Annotated in this window: 17 protein-coding genes; 3 read left to right on the top strand and 14 right to left on the bottom strand. The window is 61.5% G+C overall.

Features of this window, described 5'->3' with window-relative positions; all coding sequences use genetic code 11:
* Positions 1 to 124: 124 nt before the first annotated feature.
* From eutG to maeB, 11 genes are all read right to left on the bottom strand, one after another.
* A complete protein-coding gene (gene eutG / locus R0140_RS06540) occupies positions 125 to 1,312 on the bottom strand; it encodes an ethanolamine utilization ethanol dehydrogenase EutG (RefSeq protein ID WP_023298053.1) in 1,188 nt (395 codons plus the stop codon).
* On the bottom strand, positions 1,302 to 2,141 hold the full coding sequence (gene eutJ / locus R0140_RS06535) for an ethanolamine utilization protein EutJ (RefSeq protein WP_012967467.1): 840 nt from the start codon (positions 2,139 to 2,141) through the stop codon (positions 1,302 to 1,304). The genes eutG and eutJ overlap by 11 nt, the downstream gene beginning before the upstream one ends.
* Before the next feature lie 9 nt (positions 2,142 to 2,150).
* The gene (locus R0140_RS06530; RefSeq protein WP_016161620.1) at positions 2,151 to 3,554 is read right to left on the bottom strand and encodes an aldehyde dehydrogenase family protein; all 1,404 of its coding nucleotides are present in this window, start codon (positions 3,552 to 3,554) and stop codon (positions 2,151 to 2,153) included.
* 11 nt (positions 3,555 to 3,565) lie between these two features.
* On the bottom strand, positions 3,566 to 3,853 hold the full coding sequence (gene eutN / locus R0140_RS06525) for an ethanolamine utilization microcompartment protein EutN (RefSeq protein ID WP_012540924.1): 288 nt from the start codon (positions 3,851 to 3,853) through the stop codon (positions 3,566 to 3,568).
* Positions 3,854 to 3,981: 128 nt separating this feature from the next.
* Entirely contained in the window at positions 3,982 to 4,272 is a 291-nt protein-coding gene (gene eutM / locus R0140_RS06520) for an ethanolamine utilization microcompartment protein EutM (protein ID WP_000387720.1), read from the bottom strand.
* A gap of 38 nt (positions 4,273 to 4,310) precedes the next feature.
* Positions 4,311 to 5,327 (bottom strand): phosphate acetyltransferase, encoded by a 1,017-nt coding sequence (gene pta / locus R0140_RS06515; protein ID WP_032740217.1) that lies wholly within the window; start codon positions 5,325 to 5,327, stop codon positions 4,311 to 4,313.
* Positions 5,317 to 6,126 (bottom strand): ethanolamine utilization cob(I)yrinic acid a,c-diamide adenosyltransferase EutT, encoded by an 810-nt coding sequence (gene eutT, locus R0140_RS06510; RefSeq protein ID WP_032740219.1) that lies wholly within the window; start codon positions 6,124 to 6,126, stop codon positions 5,317 to 5,319. The genes pta and eutT overlap by 11 nt, the downstream gene beginning before the upstream one ends.
* Positions 6,123 to 6,812: an ethanolamine utilization acetate kinase EutQ gene (eutQ, locus tag R0140_RS06505; protein WP_008803846.1), complete on the bottom strand. Its 690-nt coding sequence runs from the start codon at positions 6,810 to 6,812 to the stop codon at positions 6,123 to 6,125. Before eutQ ends, eutT begins: the two co-directional genes overlap by 4 nt.
* On the bottom strand, positions 6,790 to 7,269 hold the full coding sequence (gene eutP / locus R0140_RS06500; RefSeq protein ID WP_023323086.1) for an ethanolamine utilization acetate kinase EutP: 480 nt from the start codon (positions 7,267 to 7,269) through the stop codon (positions 6,790 to 6,792). Before eutP ends, eutQ begins: the two co-directional genes overlap by 23 nt.
* A gap of 12 nt (positions 7,270 to 7,281) precedes the next feature.
* Positions 7,282 to 7,617, bottom strand: a complete 336-nt coding sequence (eutS, locus tag R0140_RS06495) for an ethanolamine utilization microcompartment protein EutS (protein ID WP_032740220.1) — start codon at positions 7,615 to 7,617, stop codon at positions 7,282 to 7,284.
* Positions 7,618 to 7,835: 218 nt separating this feature from the next.
* A complete protein-coding gene (gene maeB / locus R0140_RS06490; protein ID WP_008803844.1) occupies positions 7,836 to 10,115 on the bottom strand; it encodes an NADP-dependent oxaloacetate-decarboxylating malate dehydrogenase in 2,280 nt (759 codons plus the stop codon).
* A 294-nt stretch (positions 10,116 to 10,409) separates the two neighbouring features.
* Here maeB and tal point away from each other — a divergent pair, with 294 nt between their 5' ends.
* The gene (gene tal, locus R0140_RS06485; protein ID WP_008803843.1) at positions 10,410 to 11,366 is read left to right on the top strand and encodes a transaldolase; all 957 of its coding nucleotides are present in this window, start codon (positions 10,410 to 10,412) and stop codon (positions 11,364 to 11,366) included.
* A gap of 16 nt (positions 11,367 to 11,382) precedes the next feature.
* Positions 11,383 to 13,377: a transketolase gene (tkt, locus tag R0140_RS06480; protein ID WP_008803842.1), complete on the top strand. Its 1,995-nt coding sequence runs from the start codon at positions 11,383 to 11,385 to the stop codon at positions 13,375 to 13,377.
* Here tkt and R0140_RS06475 read toward each other — a convergent pair.
* The 3 genes from R0140_RS06475 to aegA form a co-directional block, all read right to left on the bottom strand.
* Positions 13,367 to 14,413, bottom strand: coding sequence for a DUF1176 domain-containing protein (locus tag R0140_RS06475; RefSeq protein ID WP_023298057.1), 1,047 nt, complete (start codon positions 14,411 to 14,413; stop codon positions 13,367 to 13,369). The two genes, tkt and R0140_RS06475, sit on opposite strands and share 11 nt — an antisense overlap.
* Positions 14,414 to 14,476: 63 nt before the next feature.
* Positions 14,477 to 15,073 (bottom strand): GDP-mannose pyrophosphatase NudK, encoded by a 597-nt coding sequence (nudK, locus tag R0140_RS06470; RefSeq protein WP_002913754.1) that lies wholly within the window; start codon positions 15,071 to 15,073, stop codon positions 14,477 to 14,479.
* 58 nt (positions 15,074 to 15,131) lie between these two features.
* Positions 15,132 to 17,114: a formate-dependent uric acid utilization protein AegA gene (aegA, locus tag R0140_RS06465; protein WP_023298058.1), complete on the bottom strand. Its 1,983-nt coding sequence runs from the start codon at positions 17,112 to 17,114 to the stop codon at positions 15,132 to 15,134.
* Positions 17,115 to 17,486: 372 nt separating this feature from the next.
* Between aegA and acrD the strand changes: the two genes are divergently transcribed.
* On the top strand, positions 17,487 to 20,600 hold the full coding sequence (acrD, locus tag R0140_RS06460; RefSeq protein WP_032733414.1) for a multidrug efflux RND transporter permease AcrD: 3,114 nt from the start codon (positions 17,487 to 17,489) through the stop codon (positions 20,598 to 20,600).
* Positions 20,601 to 20,664 lie beyond the last annotated feature (64 nt).

Below are 20,664 nucleotides of genomic sequence, written 5' to 3'. Positions count from 1 at the left end.
CCGGGTCGAGGCGTGAACGCCTTACCCGGGCTACGGCATAGCAGACGGCTGTGATCCTGTAGCCCGGCTAAGCGCAGCGCGAGCCGGGAAAGCCACAGCCACACGCCTCCGGGAAAATCCGCATTTATTGCGCCACCGCGTACAGCTCGATAATCTGCTCCCGGGTGGCGGTGCGTGGATTGGTGCGCAGACAGATGTCGTCCTGCGCCGCCTGTGCCCAGGTGGCGTAGTGCGCGGGCGTCGCGCCGGCATCCGACAGCCGCATCGTCAGACCGACTTCCGCAATCAGTTCGCGCACGGCGGCGATTGCCTCAAGGTCATCGGTTTTCCTGCCGGTCAGCGCCCGGCCGATCTGGCTGAAGCGCCCCCGGCACACCATACGGTTGAAGCCCATCACCGTTGGCAGCAGCATGGCGTTGGCCAGACCGTGCGGAATATGCAGCGCCGCCCCCGGCTGATGCGCCATGGCATGGCATAGCCCCAGCCCGGCGCTGGAAAACGCCATCCCCGCCATGCAGGAGGCCAGCAGCATGCTCTCCCGCGCCGCCAGATCCTGGCCGCAGCCCACCGCTTTCGGCAGCGCTTCGCCGATCATGGCTATCGCCCCCATCGCCAGACTGTCGGTAAACGGCGTGGCGTGACGGGCGCTGTAGGCCTCGACGGCGTGGGTCAGCGCATCAATCCCGGTCATCGCCGTGACAGACGGGGGAACGCCCTCAGTTAGGGCGGCGTCGAGGATCGCCACATCCGGCATCAGCGAGGCATGCGCCAGCACCTGTTTGCGTCCACTCACCGCATCAATAATCACCGTCACGTTGGTAGTTTCTGACCCGGTGCCGGCGGTGGTCGGCACCGCAATCAGCGGCAGACGTGGCTGTAATTCGCTGTGCTCCGTCATCTCCCCCAGCGTCTGCTCAGGGTTGGCGACCAGCAGCGCCACCGCTTTCGCCGCATCCAGCACCGAGCCGCCGCCGAAGGCCACCACGCCGTCGCAGCGCGCGTCCCGCAGCTGGGCGACCGCAGCGCAGACATCGGTGACGCAGGGTTCGCCGGCGGGACAGGGCCAGAGGGTCATAGCGACTCCTTTCATCGCCAGGCTACGCTCCAGCCCGGCGGTCATTCCCGCCTGATGGAGAAAACGGTCAACCATGACAAACAGATGCTTCAGGCCCCGGGCCTGCGCTTGCGGGCCGCAGGCCGCCAGCGCGCCGACGCCGTGCAGCGTCACCGGCGGAACGTTGAAGCTTTTCACTTGCTGAAGATTCAGCGTATCGAAGGCGTGGAACAGCGCCGTCTGCAGTTCAGCTTGCATAGATCCCCTCCGCTTTTTCCCTCCCGCTGTTGGCGATTGCCAGCGGGGTCATAAACAGGCTGTGCCGGGGTAAATGCACCTTCAGCGTCGGGAAACATTGGCAAAAAAGCGCCCTGACGCCCGGCTGCATGCAGGCGCCGCCTGCCAGCCACAAATCACCAATCCCTTGTCCGGTAATATGTCGGGCGACAATCTCAGCCATCTTCTCGTACACCGGTTTCACTACCGGCCAGATCTCTCCGGCATGGCGGCGCTTGTACTGCTCAGCCTCTTCCAGCCCGATGCCGCGATTCCCGGCCAGAGTCAGGGAGATATGGTGTCCGCCGGTGGCTTCATCCGCCGAATACGTCACCCTGCCCTGTTTAACGATGGCGATCCCGGTGGTGCCGCCGCCGATGTCCACCACCCCGGCATTATCGAGCTGCAGCAGATCCGCCACCGCGGTGGGCTCATCCAGCACATGACTGATCTCCAGCCCGGCGGACTCCAGGACGTTGATCGAAATGCGCGGATCGGTGCCGGGCGGAAACGAGGTCGCCGCATGCGTAAAGCGGCAGCCCAGCTGCTGTTCGAGGGTCGCGAGATGACGGCGCACGAGGGTGACGGCGCCGAAGAAGTCCCAGACGATGCCGTCGCGCACCACATCGGCCCAGTCAAGACATACCGCAACCGGCTGGCCATCACGGTCGACCACCATCGACACCACGTCGCAGGTACCTAAATCGATACCCAGCCACAGCGGCGACTCGCTGGCGGCGGGTGCCTGGTTACACAGAGCAGCGGCTTTTTGCAGTCTCGGCGAAAGCCAGCGTTGTTCGTCGTGCGCCATGTTCATCCCTTATACGATTCGAAACGCATCCACCAGCACGCAGCGGCGCAGACGAACGAAGGTCCGCGCGCTGGTCACCCCCTCCCCGGTTGGGGTGGTGATGGTCATGGTGGTCCAGCCCTCGCCGCCCAGCCCAAGCCCGGCGATGCACGGCCCGTTTTTGACGAAGATGCTGGTGTCGATGGCATTCGCCATCTGGTTCATGTTGTCGATGTTGCGCGAGTGCATCGCCGCCGTATGGTGGCAGCCGCCTTCCAGTTGCACCGCCAGGGCGATGGCCTCCTCGACGTTCGCCACCCGCACCACCGGCAGCACCGGCATCATCAGTTCAGTCACCGCAAACGGATGGCTGGCAGGGGTTTCCACGAACAGCAGGCGGGTTTGCGCCGGCACCTGCAGGCCAATCGCCGCGGCGATTTTGCCCGCATCGCGGCCGACCCAGTCGCGGCTGACCGTGCCTTTGCCGCGCTCGTCGATATTTTTCAGCAGCAGCGGCTGGAGCTGTTCGGCCTGCGCCGCCGTGAGTTTCACCGCCTGCTGGCCTTCCATCAGGCGCATCAGTTCGTCGGCGACGCTATCGACCACGATCAGCACCTTCTCGTCGGCGCAGATGATGTTGTTATCAAACGAGGCGCCTTTGACGATCGCTTGCGCGGCGCGCGGCAGATCGGCGGTCTCATCCACCACCACCGGCGGGTTGCCGGCCCCGGCGGCAATCAGACGTTTGTTGGTATGTTTGCGCGCCGCCTCGACCACTGCTTCGCCGCCGGTCACCACCAGCAGGCCGATACCAGGGTACTTAAACAGCCGCTGGGCGGTGTCGATATCCGGGTTCGCCACGGTCACCAGCAGGTTGGCCGGGCCGCCGGCGGCCACTACCGCCTGGTTAAGCAAGGTGATCGCCCGCTGCGAGACCTGTTTCGCCGCCGGATGGGGGGCAAAGACTACGCTGTTGCCGGCGGCAATCAGACTGATGGCGTTGTTAATCACCGTCGCCGCCGGATTGGTCGAGGGCGTGACCGAGGCCACCACGCCCCAGGGCGCGTTTTCAATCAGCGTCAGGCCGTTATCGCCGGTCAGCACCTGCGGAGTCAGACACTCCACGCCTGGCGTACCCCGTGCCTGCGCCACGTTTTTGGCAAACTTATCTTCAACGCGTCCCATGCCGGTCTCCGTCACCGCAAGCTCCGCCAGTTCACGGGCATGCTTTTCACCCGCCTCACGAATGGCCTGAATCACCTGCTGACGCATCGCCACCCGCTTTAATCCCTGCTGGGCCGCCGTTGCCGCCGCGACAGCGTCATCCAGTGAGGCAAAAACGCCCCTATCATGAACGGCGTCAGCAGGCTGACTGCTGTCTTTCATTTTCAGCAGTACCGCTTTCACTACCTGTTCAATGTCCTGTTGATTCATGATTTTTCACCCTACTTATGGAAGAGCACCTGACCATCGGCCGCAGCCTCATCCACGATGCCAATCACGCACAGATCGACCGGAGAGGCGCCCTGTGCGTGCGCCTGTCGCGCCGAGCTGCCGCTGACCAGCAGCACCCACTCCCCGCATCCCGCGCCGATGTTGTCGATGGCGACCGCGCATTGCCCGTCGGGTTCGCCGCGGGCATTGAGCATCTCCACCATCAGCAGTTTGTCGTGGGCCAGCCCTTCATGGCGTACGGTGCAGACCACATATCCGGTTACGACAGCCAGCTTCATGTCCATCTCCGCGTGTGATGTGCAGGCCGGAAAAGCGCAGCGCCATCCGGCATTCATGCCTTTTCATGGCCGGATAGCGACGCGCTGACGTCTCATCCGGCCCGAACTTTCCGGCACCCCCTCCCCCGTTAGATGTTGCTGTCGCCCTTGAAGCTGATCGGGAAGACCTCTTCCAGATCGCCATGCGGGCGCGGGATGACATGTACAGAGACCAGCTCACCGATACGCTGAGCCGCCGCCGCCCCGGCATCCGTGGCGGCTTTGCACGCCGCGACATCGCCGCGCACCATGGCGGTCACCAGGCCGCCACCGATCTGTTTCACGCCTACCAGCTTGACGCGGGCCGCTTTGACCATGGCGTCGGAGGCCTCAATCAGTGCAACCAGGCCCCGGGTTTCAATCATTCCTAATGCTTCCATTGTGTTTTCCTCTCATAAGGGGTCCTGAAGGGGACCATTCATTCAACCAGCGTGGACGAGTCGGGGATCCGGCTTGCGTCCGTCTGGCGCGGTACCGACGCCACCAGCGCCAGTTCGATAATTTCCTCTACGCTACAGCCTCGCGAGAGGTCGTGAAGCGGGGCGGCGAGGCCCTGGATCAGCGGCCCGATGGCGCGATACCCTCCCAACCGCTGGGCGATTTTGTAGCCGATGTTGCCCGCCTCCAGCGACGGGAAGACCAGCACGTTGGCCCGCCCCCGCAGCGGGCTGCCGGGCGCTTTGTGCGCGGCGACGTCGGGTACGAAGGCGGCGTCAAACTGCAGCTCGCCATCGACCATCAGCTGCGGCGCCCGCTGACGCACGATCTCCGTGGCCTGCTGGACGTTAGCGACGCAGGGATGCCGGGCGCTGCCGTGCGTGGAGAAAGACAGCATCGCCACCCGCGGCGCTTCGCCAGCGATCGCTTGCCAGGTCTCGGCGCTGGCAATCGCGATATCCGCCAGCTGCGCCGCCGTCGGCAGCGGCACCACGCTGCAGTCGGCAAACCCCAGCGGCTGGCCGGCATACTGGGGCAGCATCAGAAACAGCGAGGAGAGCGTTTTACACCCCGGCTGCAGGCCGATAAGGCGCAGACCGGCGCGCAGCACGCTGGCGGTTGACGAGAGATTCCCGGCGATACACACCTCGGCCTCACCGCCGCTAACCATCGCCGCGGCGAACATCAGCGGGTCGGCCAGCTTGTCGACGGCATCGGCGGGCGCTTTATCGCCGGCGCGCGCCTGCCAGGCGGCGGCAAACGCCTCGCGCATCGCCAGGTTGCTGTGCGGATCAATGATCTGCACTCCGGTCAGCGGCAGACGTTCGCCAAGGGCGAACTGCCGCAGCGCGAAGGGACTGGCGACGAGGATCGGACGCGCCAGGCCCTGCTGCTGCAGATAATGCGCCGCCTTCAGCACACGGACGTCCAGCGCATCCGGGAACACCACTCGGGCGGGGGCGCGCAGCGCCAGTTTGCGGCATTGGTCAATGATCATCTTCACCTCCCAGGTGCTGCTGCAGCTGGCTGAGGGTTGGCGGCGAATCCGTCACGCCCAGGATCATCATCACGTAGACCGCGCTGGAGAGACGGTTGATCGCTTGCATAATATCGGCGCGCCGGACCGCAAATTGCGGCGTGATAAACACCTGCGCCGCGGTCACCTCCGCCTCGCGGACTTTGCCGCGCAGCAGATTAAGCAGCGCGACCTCGCGCCCATGGCGGGCCTCCGGCACCAGGTGATCGTGGCCCAGGAAGCGCAGCGGCTGATGGGACAGACGGTGTAGCTGTCCCTCGCTGAATCCGGCTATCGACTGCGCCGCCAGCGGCTCCTCCAGCGCGTCGGCGCGCATGATGTTGCCCAGCCGCGAACGGATATCCATCAGCCACGGCTGCCAGGACTCCGCCAGTTCAATTTGCAGCCACACCGTCAGAGCGATGGTGCTGTCCAGCACCGCACGGAAGGCCAGCCGCGGATCGTTTTTCGCCACCAGGGTATCGGCCGTCAGGTGGGTCAGGGTGTCCGGCTTTTTATCCACTGGCTGGTGACAGAGCTCGCAGCAGGCCTGGGGCGGATGGTCGCGGCTGGTCAGGACATGCACCGGCTGCGGCGTCTGTTCGTCATCCTCGACAAACAGGCGCCCCTGGCGGTCGAGAAATTTGACCCGCAGATGCCGACTTTCCAGCAGCTCCCTCGCCGAGGGCGTCAGGCGAGCGTCGGCAGGAAGATGGATTTCACCGCCTTCGCTGAGCGTATGATTCGCTCTGAGCCACGCTTCGGTAATGAAATCGTTCATAGCGATTGCCAGTTTGCCGGCCAGGCGACGTACAGGAAGCGCACCGTCGACGGGGTACCGAATTCGATGCTGGCGCCTTTCGGGATAAACATGACGTCCCCTGCTTTGGCAATCAGCGTTTCCCCCTGATGGCGCACATGCAGCTCGCCCTCCAGCACCATATCGATTTCGTCGTAGTTCAGCGTCCACGGGAAGAAGGCGTTCTCCCACTGCATAAATCCGGCGGCCATGCTGCTGCCATCCTGGTCGGTCACCAGGTCCGTTAAGCCGACGCAGTGCGGCTGGGCGCCGTCGAAGCGGCCAAACTTCACGCTGCTGCCGTCGATCACTTTGATGCCGCCTTTGCCGGTCACGGAGTCAAATCCTGGCTGCATCGCCTCCTGCTCCAGGGACTGCTTCTCCTTCATCACCTTTTCCATCAGCTGCGCCACCAGGCTTTCGGTAAACTGGCCTTCCGGCAACTGCGCCAGGATGGTTTCGCGGATCCGCTGGCTTTCCGTTTTGTCGCTGTCCGCCGCTGTCGCCGCCGGCGCGGCGCCATCATCCTCGGTGATAGTGAATCCCAGCAGCTCGGCGACTTCGCGCGCTTCCGGGGTGATAATGCTGGCGCGCAGAACAACTGACATCGCCTGTTCGCCGCGCGCGTGGGCGGCACGAATATCGTTAGCGGTAATGAGTTTCTTCACCTGGCCCTTCCTCCTTTTGGCTGAGCTCACTCAAATAATTTTCCAGCGACGCGACGCTTTGCGGATCGCAACCGTTGAGGGCGAAAACCGGCGCCTGAAACCCCATCCCGTCCAGCAGCTGTCGCACCGCGGCGACGTTGGCATCCGGCAGATCCGTTTTGCTGATCGCCACGATAAGGTGCTTTCGGCTGCCAATATCCAGTAACCCGGGAGGCAGGCGGCTTTCGGTATCATTGGCCGCATGGACATAAATCAGGGTGTCCACATCCTGCAGGGTGGTAATTAAGGCGTGATACCAGCGAGGATGGCTGAAATATTCCCCGGGTGTATCGATGTCGCCACGATCGTTAAATTCCAGCGCCTGCGTTTTTCTGGCGAGGGAATAATTTCCCTGCAGGGCATTAAATAATGTGGTTTTTCCTGCACCGACGGCGCCGACAATGGCAATACGCTTCATGGTCGCTCTCAATTAACTTTTCGTTAATTCGCACAAGGTATAATTTAATAAGCGGCCTAACCCGCCGATGGTCTGCTGGAGCGCCTCCTCCACCGCGCCGACCGAACCGTAGATCACCAGCGCGCCGCTAAACCGGTCGAGAAAACCGATGTGCACATCGGCGGCCTTCATCGCCAGATCGCCGGCGATCATCGCTGTTTCCCCCGGTGTCAGCGTCATAATGCCGATCGCGCCGGATTCGGGTACGCCGATCTTTTTCGCCAGCTCCGCTCCCGGGTGGGCAATCAGATGCGCCAGTGTGACCTGTTTGCCTGGTACGAATTCCTGAATAATGCGTTCTTTATCCATGACTGATTGCCCCCCTGAAATCTGTCCTCATGGTGACGGTATTTCAGCGCGGCAAATAACAAATTTCGGCAAGTGGGGTTAAAAGGTGAAGTGGATCACTCAGGAGAGAAAATAATAATGCGGCGGAATTAAAAAGGCAGGCTCAGCGTTTTTACTCGCCGGCCTGCCTGATATTGTGCGCGGAAAACTCTCCGCGCGTTAATGGGAAAAAAACGAGATTACAGCGGTTCGGTTTGCGCTTCGACAACCGCCAGCGCCACCATATTCACAATGCGGCGTACGGAGGCGATCGGCGTCAGAATATGCACCGGCTTCGCCACCCCCATCAGCACTGGTCCGACGGTCACCCCTTCCGAACTGGAGACACGCAGCAGGTTATAGCTGATCCGGGCGGCTTCCATATTCGGCATCACCAGAATATTGGCCGATCCCTTCAGCGGGCTGTCCGGCATGCGGTCGTTGCGGATGCTTTCCACCAGCGCGGCGTCGCCATGCATTTCGCCATCGATCATCAGCTCCGGGGCGCTCGCCTTCACCAGTTCAAGGGTTTTGCGCATCTTGCTGGCTGACGGGCAGTCGGCGGAACCAAAGTTGGAGTGCGACAGCAATGCCACCCGCGGCTCAATACCGAAGCGACGCACGCTTTCCGCCGCCATCAGGGTGATCTCCGCCAGCTCTTCCGGGGAGGGATCGTGATTGACATAGGTGTCGGCGATAAAGGTGTTGCCGCTCGGCAGCAGCAGCGCATTCATCGCCCCGGCGGTGCTGACGCCGTCGCGATAGCCAAACAGCGGCTGCACCACGCGGTAGTGGTCGTGGTACTCGCCGATAGTCCCGCAGATCATCGCATCCGCTTCACCGCGATGAACCATGATGGCGCCAATCACCGTGGTGTTGCTAATCACCGCCCGCTGCGCCTGCTCCTGGGTAATGCCGCGGCGCTTCATCAGCTGGTAGTACTCGCTCCAGTACTCTTTAAACCGCGGGTCGGATTCATTATTGACGATCTCAAAGTCAACGCCGGCCTTGATCTGCAGACCCAGCTTCTGGATGCGCATTTCAATCACGCTAGGGCGCCCCACCAGAATCGGTTTGGCCAGCCCCAGCGACACCAGCTCCTGAGTGGCGTGCAGCACCCGGGTCTCCTCCCCTTCCGCCAACACCACGCGCTTCGGCTCTTTGCGCGCCTGAGAGAAGATAGGCTTCATAAACAGGTTGGTTTTATAGACGAACTCGCTCAGCTTCTCGATATAGGCGTCAAAATCAGCGATGGGGCGCGTTGCCACGCCGGAATCCATTGCCGCCTTCGCCACCGCAGGGGCAATCTTGACGATCAGCCGCGGGTCGAACGGTTTCGGAATGATGTAGTCCGGACCAAAGCTTAAATCCTGATCGCCATAGGCGGAGGCCACCACTTCGCTCTGCTCAGCATGGGCCAGCTCGGCAATGGCGTGCACCGCCGCCAGCTTCATCTCTTCGTTGATCGCCGTCGCGCCGACGTCCAGCGCGCCGCGGAAGATGAACGGGAAGCAGAGCACATTGTTGACCTGGTTAGGGTAGTCGGAGCGACCGGTACAGATGATGGCGTCATCGCGGACCTGCTTCGCCAGCGGCGGCAGAATTTCCGGCTCCGGGTTGGCCAGGGCAAGGATCAGCGGCGCGCGCGCCATCTTCTTCACCATCTCCGGAGTCAGCACTTTCGGGCCAGAGCAGCCGAGGAAAATGTCGGCGCCGTCGATCACATCATCAAGCGTACGTTTGCCGTCGTCTTCCACTGCGTAGGCGGCTTTGGTTTCCGCCATGTTCGGTTCACGGTCTTTATAGATGACACCTTTCGAATCGCAGACCACGATGTTGTGCTTTTGCATCCCCAGCGCCACCAGCAGGTTCATGCAGGCGATCGCCGCCGCGCCCGCGCCGGAGACCACCATCCGCACGTCGGACAGATTCTTCTCGACGACGCGCAGACCGTTGAGGATCGCCGCGGTGCTGATGATCGCCGTGCCATGCTGATCGTCATGGAAAACCGGAATATTCATCCGCTCGCGCAGCTGCTGCTCGATGTAGAAACACTCCGGCGCTTTAATATCTTCCAGGTTGATACCGCCGAAGGTCGGCTCAAGGGCGGCGACGACGTTAATGAATTTGTCCGGATCCAGCTCATCGACTTCGATATCAAACACATCGATGCCGGCGAATTTCTTAAACAGGACGCCTTTGCCCTCCATCACCGGCTTGCCGGCCAGCGCGCCGATATTCCCCAGCCCCAGCACCGCGGTGCCGTTGGAGACGACCGCCACCAGGTTGCCGCGGGCAGTGTATTTGTAGGCGGCCAGCGGATCTTTTTCGATTTCCAGACAGGGGGCCGCGACGCCCGGCGAGTAGGCCAGCGCCAAATCGCGCTGGGTGGCGAGAGGTTTGGTCGGCGAGACCTGGATTTTTCCGGGAACCGGAAATTCGTGGAAGTCGAGGGCGCTCTGTTTTAACTGCTCATCCATTTTCTATTCCTTTCTTTCACGTATCGTTCGTAGGGGAAAAGCGTGATGACCATCCTGTCGTTCACCTTTCAGTGGCAGACAGTATCCCTCCTGGCGGGGCGATAAACTTTGAACACCGCCAAACTCTGGCCATCGCTATGATCTGGTTGTTATCAATTTATAGCGGTTATGTTACCCGGATTCGCCGCCAATAATAGCCCCGTCTGCTATGCTTTTTGGTTATGTACCTCATCACTATTTATACCGCATACCGGCAAGCACTCATGTAACACCTTGTTCCAGGAGGACTTATCTATGAATCAGCTAGACAGCATCAAGCAGTTCACCACCGTGGTCGCCGACAGCGGCGACATCGAATCCATTCGCCACTATCATCCGGAAGATGCCACCACTAACCCCTCCCTGCTGCTGAAGGCCGCCGGCCTGGCGTCCTATAGCGGACTCATTGACGACGCCATCGCCTGGGCGAAAAAGCAAGGAGGCGGCCGTGAAGCGCAGGTGACTCACGCCTGCGATAAGCTGGCGGTCAATTTTGGCGCGGAGATCCTCAAAAGCATTCCGGGCCGGGTCTCCACCGAGGTGGACGCCCGGCTCTCCTTCAACCGGGAGAAGAGCATCGAGAAGGCGCGCCATCTGGTGGCGCTGTATCAGGAGATGGGCATTGATAAGTCGCGGATCCTGATCAAACTGGCATCCACCTGGGAGGGGATCCGCGCCGCCGAGACGCTGGAAAAAGAAGGCATCCACTGCAACCTGACGCTGCTGTTTTCCTTCGCCCAGGCCCGGGCCTGCGCCGAAGCCGGGGTCTATCTGATCTCCCCTTTCGTCGGGCGTATTTATGACTGGTATCAGGCGCGTAAGCCGCTGGATCCTTACGTGGTGGAGGAAGATCCGGGGGTGAAATCGGTGCGCAATATCTATGACTACTTCAAACAGCATAAATACACCACCATCGTGATGGGCGCCAGCTTCCGCCGCACCGAACAGATCCTCGCCCTGGTCGGCTGCGACCGGCTGACCATCGCCCCGCCCTTGTTAAAAGAGCTGCAGGCCAGCGACGCCCCGGTGGTGCGCAAACTGATCCCTGCCAGCCAGATCCTGCCGCGCCCGGTGCCGCTCAGCGAGGCGGAGTTCCGCTGGGAACATAATCAGGACCCGATGGCGGTCGAAAAGCTGGCGGAGGGGATCCGCCTGTTCGCCGTCGATCAGCGCAAACTGGAAGATCTGCTTGCCGCCAAACTGTCACTTTAGTCTCACGGAGAAAACTATGTCCCGAAGAGAGCTTGCCAACGCCATCCGCGCCCTGAGTATGGACGCGGTGCAGAAAGCCAATTCCGGCCACCCCGGTGCGCCAATGGGGATGGCAGACATTGCCGAAGTGCTGTGGAACGATTTTCTCAAGCACAATCCGCAGAACCCTGGCTGGGTGGACCGCGACCGCTTTATTCTGTCCAACGGCCACGCGTCGATGCTGCTCTACAGCCTGTTGCACCTGACCGGCTACGATCTGCCGCTGTCAGAACTCAAGCAGTTCCGTCAGTTGCACTCAAAAACGCCGGGCCACCCGGAGCATGGCTATACCCCCGGGGTGGAGACCACCACCGGCCCGCTGGGCCAGGGGCTGGCGAATGCCGTCGGCATGGCCATCGCCGAACGCACCCTGGCGGCACAGTTTAACCGCCCCGGTCATGAGATTATCGACCATCACACCTGGGTTTTCATGGGCGATGGCTGTCTGATGGAGGGGATCTCCCATGAGGCCTGTTCGCTGGCCGGTACGCTCGGACTGGGTAAGCTGATCGGTTTTTACGATCACAACGGCATCTCCATCGACGGCAAAACTGAAGGCTGGTTTTCCGATGATACGGCCGAACGCTTCCGCGCCTATCACTGGCATGTGATCGGTGACATTGATGGTCACGATCCGCAGGCCATTAAACAGGCCATTGCGGAAGCGCAGGCGGTGAAAGATAAGCCGTCGCTGATTATCTGTCGGACCATCATCGGCTTCGGTTCGCCCAACAAAGCGGGGTCGGAAGAGTCTCACGGCGCGGCGCTGGGCGAAAAAGAGGTGGCCCTGGCCCGCCAGCAGCTGGGCTGGAAATATCCGCCCTTCGAGATCCCGAAAGAGATCTATCAGGGCTGGGATGCGCGTCCGCGCGGCGAAAAAGCCGAGCACGCCTGGAACGAGAAATTCGCCGCCTACCAGCAGCAGTTTCCGGAGCTGGCCGCTGAGCTGACTCGCCGCATGGATGGCACCCTGCCGGAAGACTTTGCCGCGACCGCCCGCGACTACGTGGCGAAACTGCAGGCCGAGCCGGCGAAAATCGCCAGCCGCAAGGCCTCGCAAAACGCGCTGAACGCCTACGGCCCGCATCTCCCGGAACTGCTGGGCGGTTCGGCGGATCTTGCGCCGAGTAACCTGACCATCTGGTCTGGCTCGACATCGATTAAAGACGATCCTGCGGGCAACTATATCCACTACGGCGTGCGCGAATTTGGCATGACCGCGGTGGCCAACGGCATCGCCCTGCACGGGGGCTTCATTCCGTATACCTCTACCTTCCTGATGTTCGTGGAGTACGCCCGCAACGCCGCGCGCATGGCGGCCCTGATGAAGGCCCGGCAGATCATGGTCTATACCCATGACTCCATCGGTCTCGGGGAAGATGGCCCGACGCACCAGGCGGTGGAACAGCTGGCCAGTCTGCGTCTGACGCCGAACTTCAGCACCTGGCGCCCCTGCGACCAGGTGGAGACCGCCGTCGCCTGGCAGGCGGCCATTGCGCGCCAGAACGGACCAACGGCGCTGATCCTGTCGCGGCAAAACCTGGCGCAGATGCCGCGCACCCCGGAACAGGTGCAGGCTATTGCCCGGGGAGGCTACGTGCTGAAAGATGCCGGCGGGAAGCCCGACCTGATCCTCATCGCCACCGGCTCGGAAGTGGAGATCACTGTGCTGGCCGCAGAAAAACTGTTGGCGAACGGGGTGAATGTGCGGGTCGTCTCGCTCCCTTCCACCGATGTGTTTGATGCCCAGGATGAGGCCTGGCGCGAGTCGGTGCTGCCGTCGGACGTCAGCGCCCGGGTGGCGGTCGAGGCCGGGATAGCGGACTACTGGTATAAATATGTCGGCTTAAAAGGCAAGATCGTCGGCATGACCGGCTATGGCGAATCCGCCCCGGCAGAGCAGCTGTTTCCGTTCTTTGGCTTTACGGTCGACCATATCGTCGCCACCGCGGAGCAGGTGCTTAACGGGTGATCCACAGCGTGGGCCAGGCGTCTGGCCCCTGCCAGTTATCACACGTCGGCTGCTGCGCGTAGCGGGAGAGACTGAACCGCTGGCCGTCAAAACGCCAGCGGGTCTGGATCCCGCAATCGCCGGCCTCGCGGCCTTTATCCAGGGTCACCAGCTCATGGCGGCGATCATCGTAGCTGGCGTTGATAAGCTCGATCTCCCGCGGTGCCTCGCCCGGTGGCTGAAACGGCAGCGTCAGCCGCACCTGACGGGCGACATAGGGCCGCTGGCGGGAGACCAGCCAGGCCAGCCAGACGGTGTTGTACGCGCCGGATTCGCAGCTGGTCATCAGCAGCACTTTGTCATCCGTCAGCGCAGTAACGCGAATTTCACGGCGGAAGGGATCGAGGGAGCAGTTGCTGTTGGTCATCCGCTCATTACCGTAGTCCATCAGATCGTTGAGCTCCTCACGCCCCAGCGGCGACTGCGCTGTTTCCGCGGTCGCCACTGCGCGCAGCGCCGGGGCCGGCGGTACGCTGAGCGGCGGCTCTTCCCCTTTGCCGACCCAGGCCGTTTCACTGCCTACCCGCTTTTGCCGATCGTCGATAAAAAACAGAGCCGCTTTCAACCCCTGCAGGGAGATGCTCTGCAGGCCATTGGCCAGCGAGAGAGCTTTCCCCTCCTGAACCTGCTGGAGAAATGCATCGATCGTCACGCTGTCGGCGGTTTTAATGAGCTTATCTTCAATGTGCCAGCGCTTGTCGGTCAGGGACAACGGCTTGCCATCCAGCAGCAGGCGCGGCGCTATTGGCGCGAGCGTCGCCACCGGATTGCCGGTGCCACCCAGTTCGATACGCAGGTTGGCGTCAGTCACCGCCCCGGCGCTGCGGCTGAGGGTCATCACCAGCCCATAATGCAGCCCCACGTTACGGGTGACGCAGAAATTTTGGTTGTTACAGGTGACCTGCCAGTCGTTGAAGCGCTGCTGCGTCGGTGCCGACCATGCCTGCGAGCAAGGCAGCACCGCCAGAAAGAGGAAATAAATGATGCGAAAAAGCATGAACCGCCCGACCCCAGATAAACCCGACCACGGCGCCTATCCTGGACAACGGCAGCTGCTTACTCAATCGGATTTGTCAGAGTTCCCCGACATCAGGCCGGAGGTTTGCAGATACTGCAGCAGAATGACCGCCTTACCGTCGCGGATCTCACCGTCAGCGACCATCTGCAGCGCCTGGCTAAAAGGCAGCTCCAGCACCTCGATGGCTTCATCATCCACCCCGCCGCCGCTGGTGGTTCGCTGCGCGTCGCTGTACTCGGCGATAAAGAAATGCACCACTTCGGTGACGCCCCCTGGCGACATAAACAGCTCAAACAGCTTACGCACCTCGCCCACTTCGTAGCCGGTCTCTTCCACCGCCTCTTTACGAATGCAGGCTTCCGGCTCGTCGTTGTCCAGCAGCCCGGCGCAGGTTTCAATCAGCATGCCGTCATGATTGCCATTGACCCAGGTGGCGACCCGGAACTGCCGCACCAGGACCACCGTCTGCTTATGGCGGTTATACAGCAGTACGGTGGCGCCATTGCCGCGATCGTAGACTTCGCGCTTATGGCGCACGACGCTGCCGTCCGCCCGCGTTAGCTCATAAGTCATGTTGCGTAGTACGAACCAGTTCTCAGAGAGGATTTTATCTTTAATGACGTGAATATTGAGTGACATACCGACCCCACAGCGTAAAAGGACGCCCTCATACTACGCTGCGGGGCCGGGTTTGTCGTCAGTGAAGCGGCGTCGTTTTCAGCGCCAGATAGTCCAAAATCCCCTGCGCCGCGTGACGGCCTTCCGCCATCGCCGTCACTACAAGGTCTGCGCCGCGCACGGCATCGCCGCCGGCAAAGATCTTCTCCTGACTGGTCTGGTAACGGTAACGGCTCTCGACGCCGGCTTTGATGCGCCCCTGGCTGTCCAGCGCCACGCCCGCCGCTTCCAGCCAGGGCATGCGGTGCGGGTGGAAGCCAAAGGCCATGATCACCGCATCCGCCGGCATAACAAACTCACTGCCGGGGATCGGCGTCGGGCGGCGTCTTCCTCCCGCGTCCGGGGCGCCCAGCTCGGTGCGCAAAAAGCGTACCCCGTTCACTCGTCCGCTTTCGTCCAGCTCCAGGGTCACCGGCTGGACGTTAAACTCAAAGACCGCCCCCTCTTCGCGGGCGTTTTTGACCTCTTTTTTCGAGCCCGGCATGTTGGCTTCATCCCGCCGATAGGCGCAGGTCACCTGGCGGGCGCCGTGACGCAGCGCGGTGCGCACGCAGTCCATCGCTGTATCGCCGCCGCCCAGCACGACGACGTTCAGCCCGGCAGTGTTGATATAAGGCTCCTGAGCCGATGCCGCCAGCCCCATCACCTGTTTGGTGTTGGCAATGAGGAACGGCAGCGCATCGTAAACGCCGGGGGCCTCTTCGTTCGGCAACCCCGCCTTCATGGAGCGATAGGTTCCGGCGCCGACGAACACCGCGTCATAGTCGGCCAGCAGCGTCGCCATGGGGATATCTTTCCCCACCTCGCAATTGAGCTCAAAGCGGATACCCATCTCGCTGAAAATGGCCCGCCGCCGGGCCAGCAGCGATTTATCCAGCTTGAACGCCGGGATGCCGAAGGTCAGCAGACCGCCAATCTCCGGATGACGGTCAAAAACCACCGGCTGGACGCCGTGACGCACCAGCACATCGGCGCAGGCCAGCCCGGCCGGCCCGGCGCCGATAATCGCCACCCGCTTACCGCTCGGCTTAACCTGCGAGAGGTCCGGACGCCAGCCGCTGGCCAGCGCCTGGTCGGAAATATAGCGCTCAATGTTGCCGATGGTGACTGCGCCGCTTTCATCGCGCAGGGTGCAGGCACCTTCACACAGCCGGTCCTGGGGGCAGACGCGACCGGTGATCTCCGGCAGGCAGTTGGTCTGATGGGAAAGCGCGACCGCGGCGGCGATATCCCCCGCCTTAACCAGCTCGACCCACTGCGGGATATGGTTATGCAGCGGGCAGGTCCATTCGCAAATACTGTGTTCCCCACACGTGAGGCAGCGGGCGGCCTGCTGCTGCGCCTGCGCCGGGGTGAACGGCTGATAGATCTCCTCAAAGTGGCTCTTACGCGCCTCCGCCGCCAGCTTATCCGGCTCCCCGCGCGGCGGCGTCATCGCCATTTGCCTGACCTTCGCGCCAACATTGGGCTGGCTGCAGGTCGCCGTACCGCGCTGCCACGGCTGCACCTCCTGGCATGCCGAGCGCAGTCGCCGCTGCTTCGCCAGCGCGGTCAACGTCTCATCGTCGGCGAGGGTCAGTGCCTGCGCGGGACAGTTTTCCACACAGGCCGGTCCCGCCTCGCGGCCCTGGCACAGATCGCATTTCAGCGCGCTGGCCTTTACCAGGCCCGCAGCCTGCGGCGTCACCACCACCTGCATCACCCCGAACGGGCAGGCCACCATGCAGGATTTACAGCCAATGCATTTCTCCTGACTGACCTGAACGCTGTCGCCGGACTGGGCAATGGCGTCGTTGGGGCAACTGCGGACGCAGGGGGCGTCTTCACAGTGGCGGCAGGTGATAGCGTTACGCTGGCCCGCCGCTTTGATGACGGTGATACGAGGTAAAAAGCGCTGCGGGGTCAGCACGTGTTGTTCCTCGTTATGCGCCATTACGCAGGCCACTTCGCAGGCCTGGCAGCCGATACATTTTCGACTATCGCTCAAAATAAAGTGGTTCATGGCTTCCTTTTGTCTTCTTGGTGAATAACCCCTCAATGCGCATGACTATTTATTACCCGACAAGACGGCGCCGGAACAATGTCCAAATGCCCAGGATAAACTTTTTCTGGAGAGAATCCGTTTTGGATCAATTTTTTTGACTTAAATGAAATGAGGTTTCACACCGGCAAGAGATAATGCGCCTGTCTGAGGCTGCAAAGCAGACTCACTGCCTGCTGGCAGGAAAGTTCGAGGTTTCTTTACGATACGGCAAAAGCAACATGATAAATTACACTATCTCCTTAATTTCTCCACGATTGCCGGAGGCGCTGGCGCTAAAGTGGCACAGGCTGTGCAATAACAAAAAAATGTGCATATGAGGTCTTTATTCTGATGGCGAATTTCTTTATCGATCGCCCCATTTTTGCGTGGGTGCTGGCAATCCTGTTATGTCTGACGGGCACCCTTGCCATTTTGTCGCTTCCCGTTGAACAGTATCCCGACCTCGCCCCGCCGAACGTGCGGATCACCGCCAACTATCCCGGCGCCTCCGCGCAAACCCTGGAGAATACCGTCACCCAGGTTATCGAACAGAATATGACCGGCCTCGATAACCTGATGTATATGTCATCCCAGAGCAGCGCCACTGGCCAGGCGACGATCACCCTCAGCTTCACCGCCGGTACCGACCCGGACGAAGCCGTGCAGCAGGTTCAGAACCAGCTGCAGTCGGCGATGCGTAAACTGCCGCAGGCGGTGCAAAACCAGGGGGTGACGGTGCGCAAGACCGGCGACACCAATATCCTGACCCTCGCCTTCGTCGCCACCGACGGCAGCATGGATAAACAAGATATTGCCGACTACGTCGCCAGTAACATTCAGGACCCGCTCAGCCGCGTCAACGGCGTGGGGGATATCGACGCCTACGGCTCGCAATACTCAATGCGCATCTGGCTCGACCCGGCGAAGCTCAATAGCTACCAGCTGACCACCAAGGATGTGACCGACGCCATCAGTTCGCAGAACGCCCAGATTGCCGTCGGCCAGCTTGGCGGGACGCCTTCGGTCGATAAGCAGGCGCTAAACGCCACCATCAACTCGCAATCTCTGCTACAAACCCCGGAGCAGTTCCGCAATATCACCCTGCGCGTCAATCAGGATGGTTCAGAGGTGACGCTGGGCGATGTCGCCACCGTCGAGATGGGGGCGGAGAAGTACGACTACCTCAGCCGCTACAACCGGCAGGCCGCTTCGGGCCTGGGAATTAAGCTTGCTTCCGGCGCCAACGAAATGGCCACGGCGGAGCGCGTGATCAATCGCCTCAATGAGCTGTCGCAGTATTTTCCTCACGGTCTGGAATATAAAGTCGCCTACGAGACGACCTCCTTCGTAAAGGCCTCCATCACTGATGTGGTCAAAACGCTGCTGGAGGCGATCCTGCTGGTCTTCCTCGTGATGTATCTGTTCCTGCAGAACTTCCGCGCCACCCTGATCCCGACCATCGCCGTGCCGGTGGTGCTGATGGGCACCTTTGCGGTGCTGTATGCCTGTGGCTACAGCATCAACACCCTGACGATGTTCGCGATGGTGCTGGCGATCGGCCTGCTGGTGGATGACGCCATCGTGGTGGTGGAGAACGTCGAGCGCATCATGAGCGAGGAGGGCCTGTCGCCACGCGAGGCGACCCGCAAATCGATGGGACAAATTCAGGGCGCGCTGGTGGGGATCGCCATGGTGCTGTCGGCGGTGTTTGTGCCAATGGCCTTCTTCGGCGGCACCACCGGGGCCATCTATCGCCAGTTCTCAATCACTATCGTCGCGGCGATGGTCCTCTCGGTGCTGGTGGCCATGATCCTCACCCCGGCCCTTTGCGCCACGCTGCTCAAGCCGGTTAAGCCAGGTGAATCCCATGAAAGAAAAGGCTTCTTCGGCTGGTTCAACCGCACCTTCAACCGCAGCGCCAGCCGCTACGAAACCTTTGTCGGCAAAATTCTTCACCGCTCGCTGCGCTGGATGCTGATCTACGTCGTCCTGCTCGGCGGGATGGTGTTCCTGTTCCTGCATCTGCCCACCTCGTTCCTGCCGCTGGAGGATCGCGGGATGTTCACCACCTCGGTCCAGTTGCCGAGCGGCGCTACTCAGCAGCAGACGCTGAAAGTAGTGCAAAAAGCGGAAGATTACTTCCTCAATAATGAGAAGCAGAACGTCGAATCGGTATTTGCCACCGTCGGTTCCGGCCCCGGCGGCAACGGGCAGAACGTGGCCCGCATGTTTGTGCGTCTCAAAGACTGGGACCAGCGCGACCCGGAAACCGGCTCCTCCTTTGCCATTATTGAACGCGCCACCAAAGCGTTTAATCAGATCAACGAAGCGCGGGTCATCGCCAGCAGCCCGCCGGCCATCAGCGGCCTCGGCAGTTCGGCAGGCTTCGATATGGAGCTTGAGGATCACGCCGGTAAGGGGCACGATGCGCTGATGGCGGCACGCGATACGCTGCTTGAGCTGGCCGGCAAAAACCCACTGTTGACCCGGGTCCGCCATAACGGGCTCGACGACAGTCCGCAGCTGCAGGTCGATATCGATCAGCGTAAAGCGCAGGCGCTGGGCGTCTCCATTGACGACATCAACGATACGCTGCAAACCGCGTGGGGGTCGAGCTACGTCAACGACTTTATGGATCGCGGCCGGGTGAAGAAAGTCTACGTCCAGGCAGCGGCGAAATACCGGATGCTGCCAGACGATATCAATCTCTGGTATGTCCGCAACAGCAGCGGCACGATGGTGCCGTTCTCGGCCTTCGCCACCTCACGTTGGGAGACAGGCTCACCGCGTCTGGAACGCTACAATGGCTACTCGGCGGTGGAGATCGTCGGTGAGGCGGCGCCGGGTATCAGTACCGGCACCGCGATGGACATGATGGAGAAGCTGGCCGCGCAGTTGCCAACCGGCTTTGGCCTCGAATGGACCGCCATGTCCTACCAGGAACGCCTCTCTGGCGCTCAGGCGCCGGCACTGTACGCGATTTCGCTGCTGGTGGTGTTCCTGTGCCTGGCGGCGCTGTACGAGAGCTGGTCGGTGCCGTTCTCGGTGATGCTGGTGGTCCCGCTCGGGGTGATTGGCGCCCTGCTGGCGACCTGGATGCGTGGCCTGGAGAATGATGTTTACTTCCAGGTGGGCCTGTTGACGGTGATCGGCCTGTCGGCGAAAAACGCCATTCTGATCGTTGAGTTCGCCAACGAGCTGAACGAGAAAGGCCAGGATCTGCTCAGCGCCACGCTGTCGGCCTGCCGTCAGCGCCTGCGCCCCATCCTGATGACCTCGCTGGCGTTTATCTTCGGCGTGCTGCCGATGGCGACCAGCACCGGGGCCGGTTCCGGCAGCCAGCATGCGGTCGGTACCGGGGTGATGGGCGGGATGATCTCCGCCACCGTGCTGGCCATCTTTTTCGTGCCGCTGTTCTTTGTGCTGGTACGTCGCCGCTTTCCGCTGAAGGAGCGTCCGCAATAAGCCGTCGGGCGTTGGCGGCGAGCCTTAATAACAGAAAAGGCGACCCTTAAGGTCGCCTTCTTTA

Source organism: Klebsiella sp. w6, from assembly GCF_033100215.1.
GTDB classification, from domain to species: Bacteria; Pseudomonadota; Gammaproteobacteria; order Enterobacterales; family Enterobacteriaceae; genus Klebsiella; species Klebsiella variicola.
Note: the sequence above shows the minus strand (reverse complement) of the source record. Positions and strands in the feature narration are given on the sequence as shown.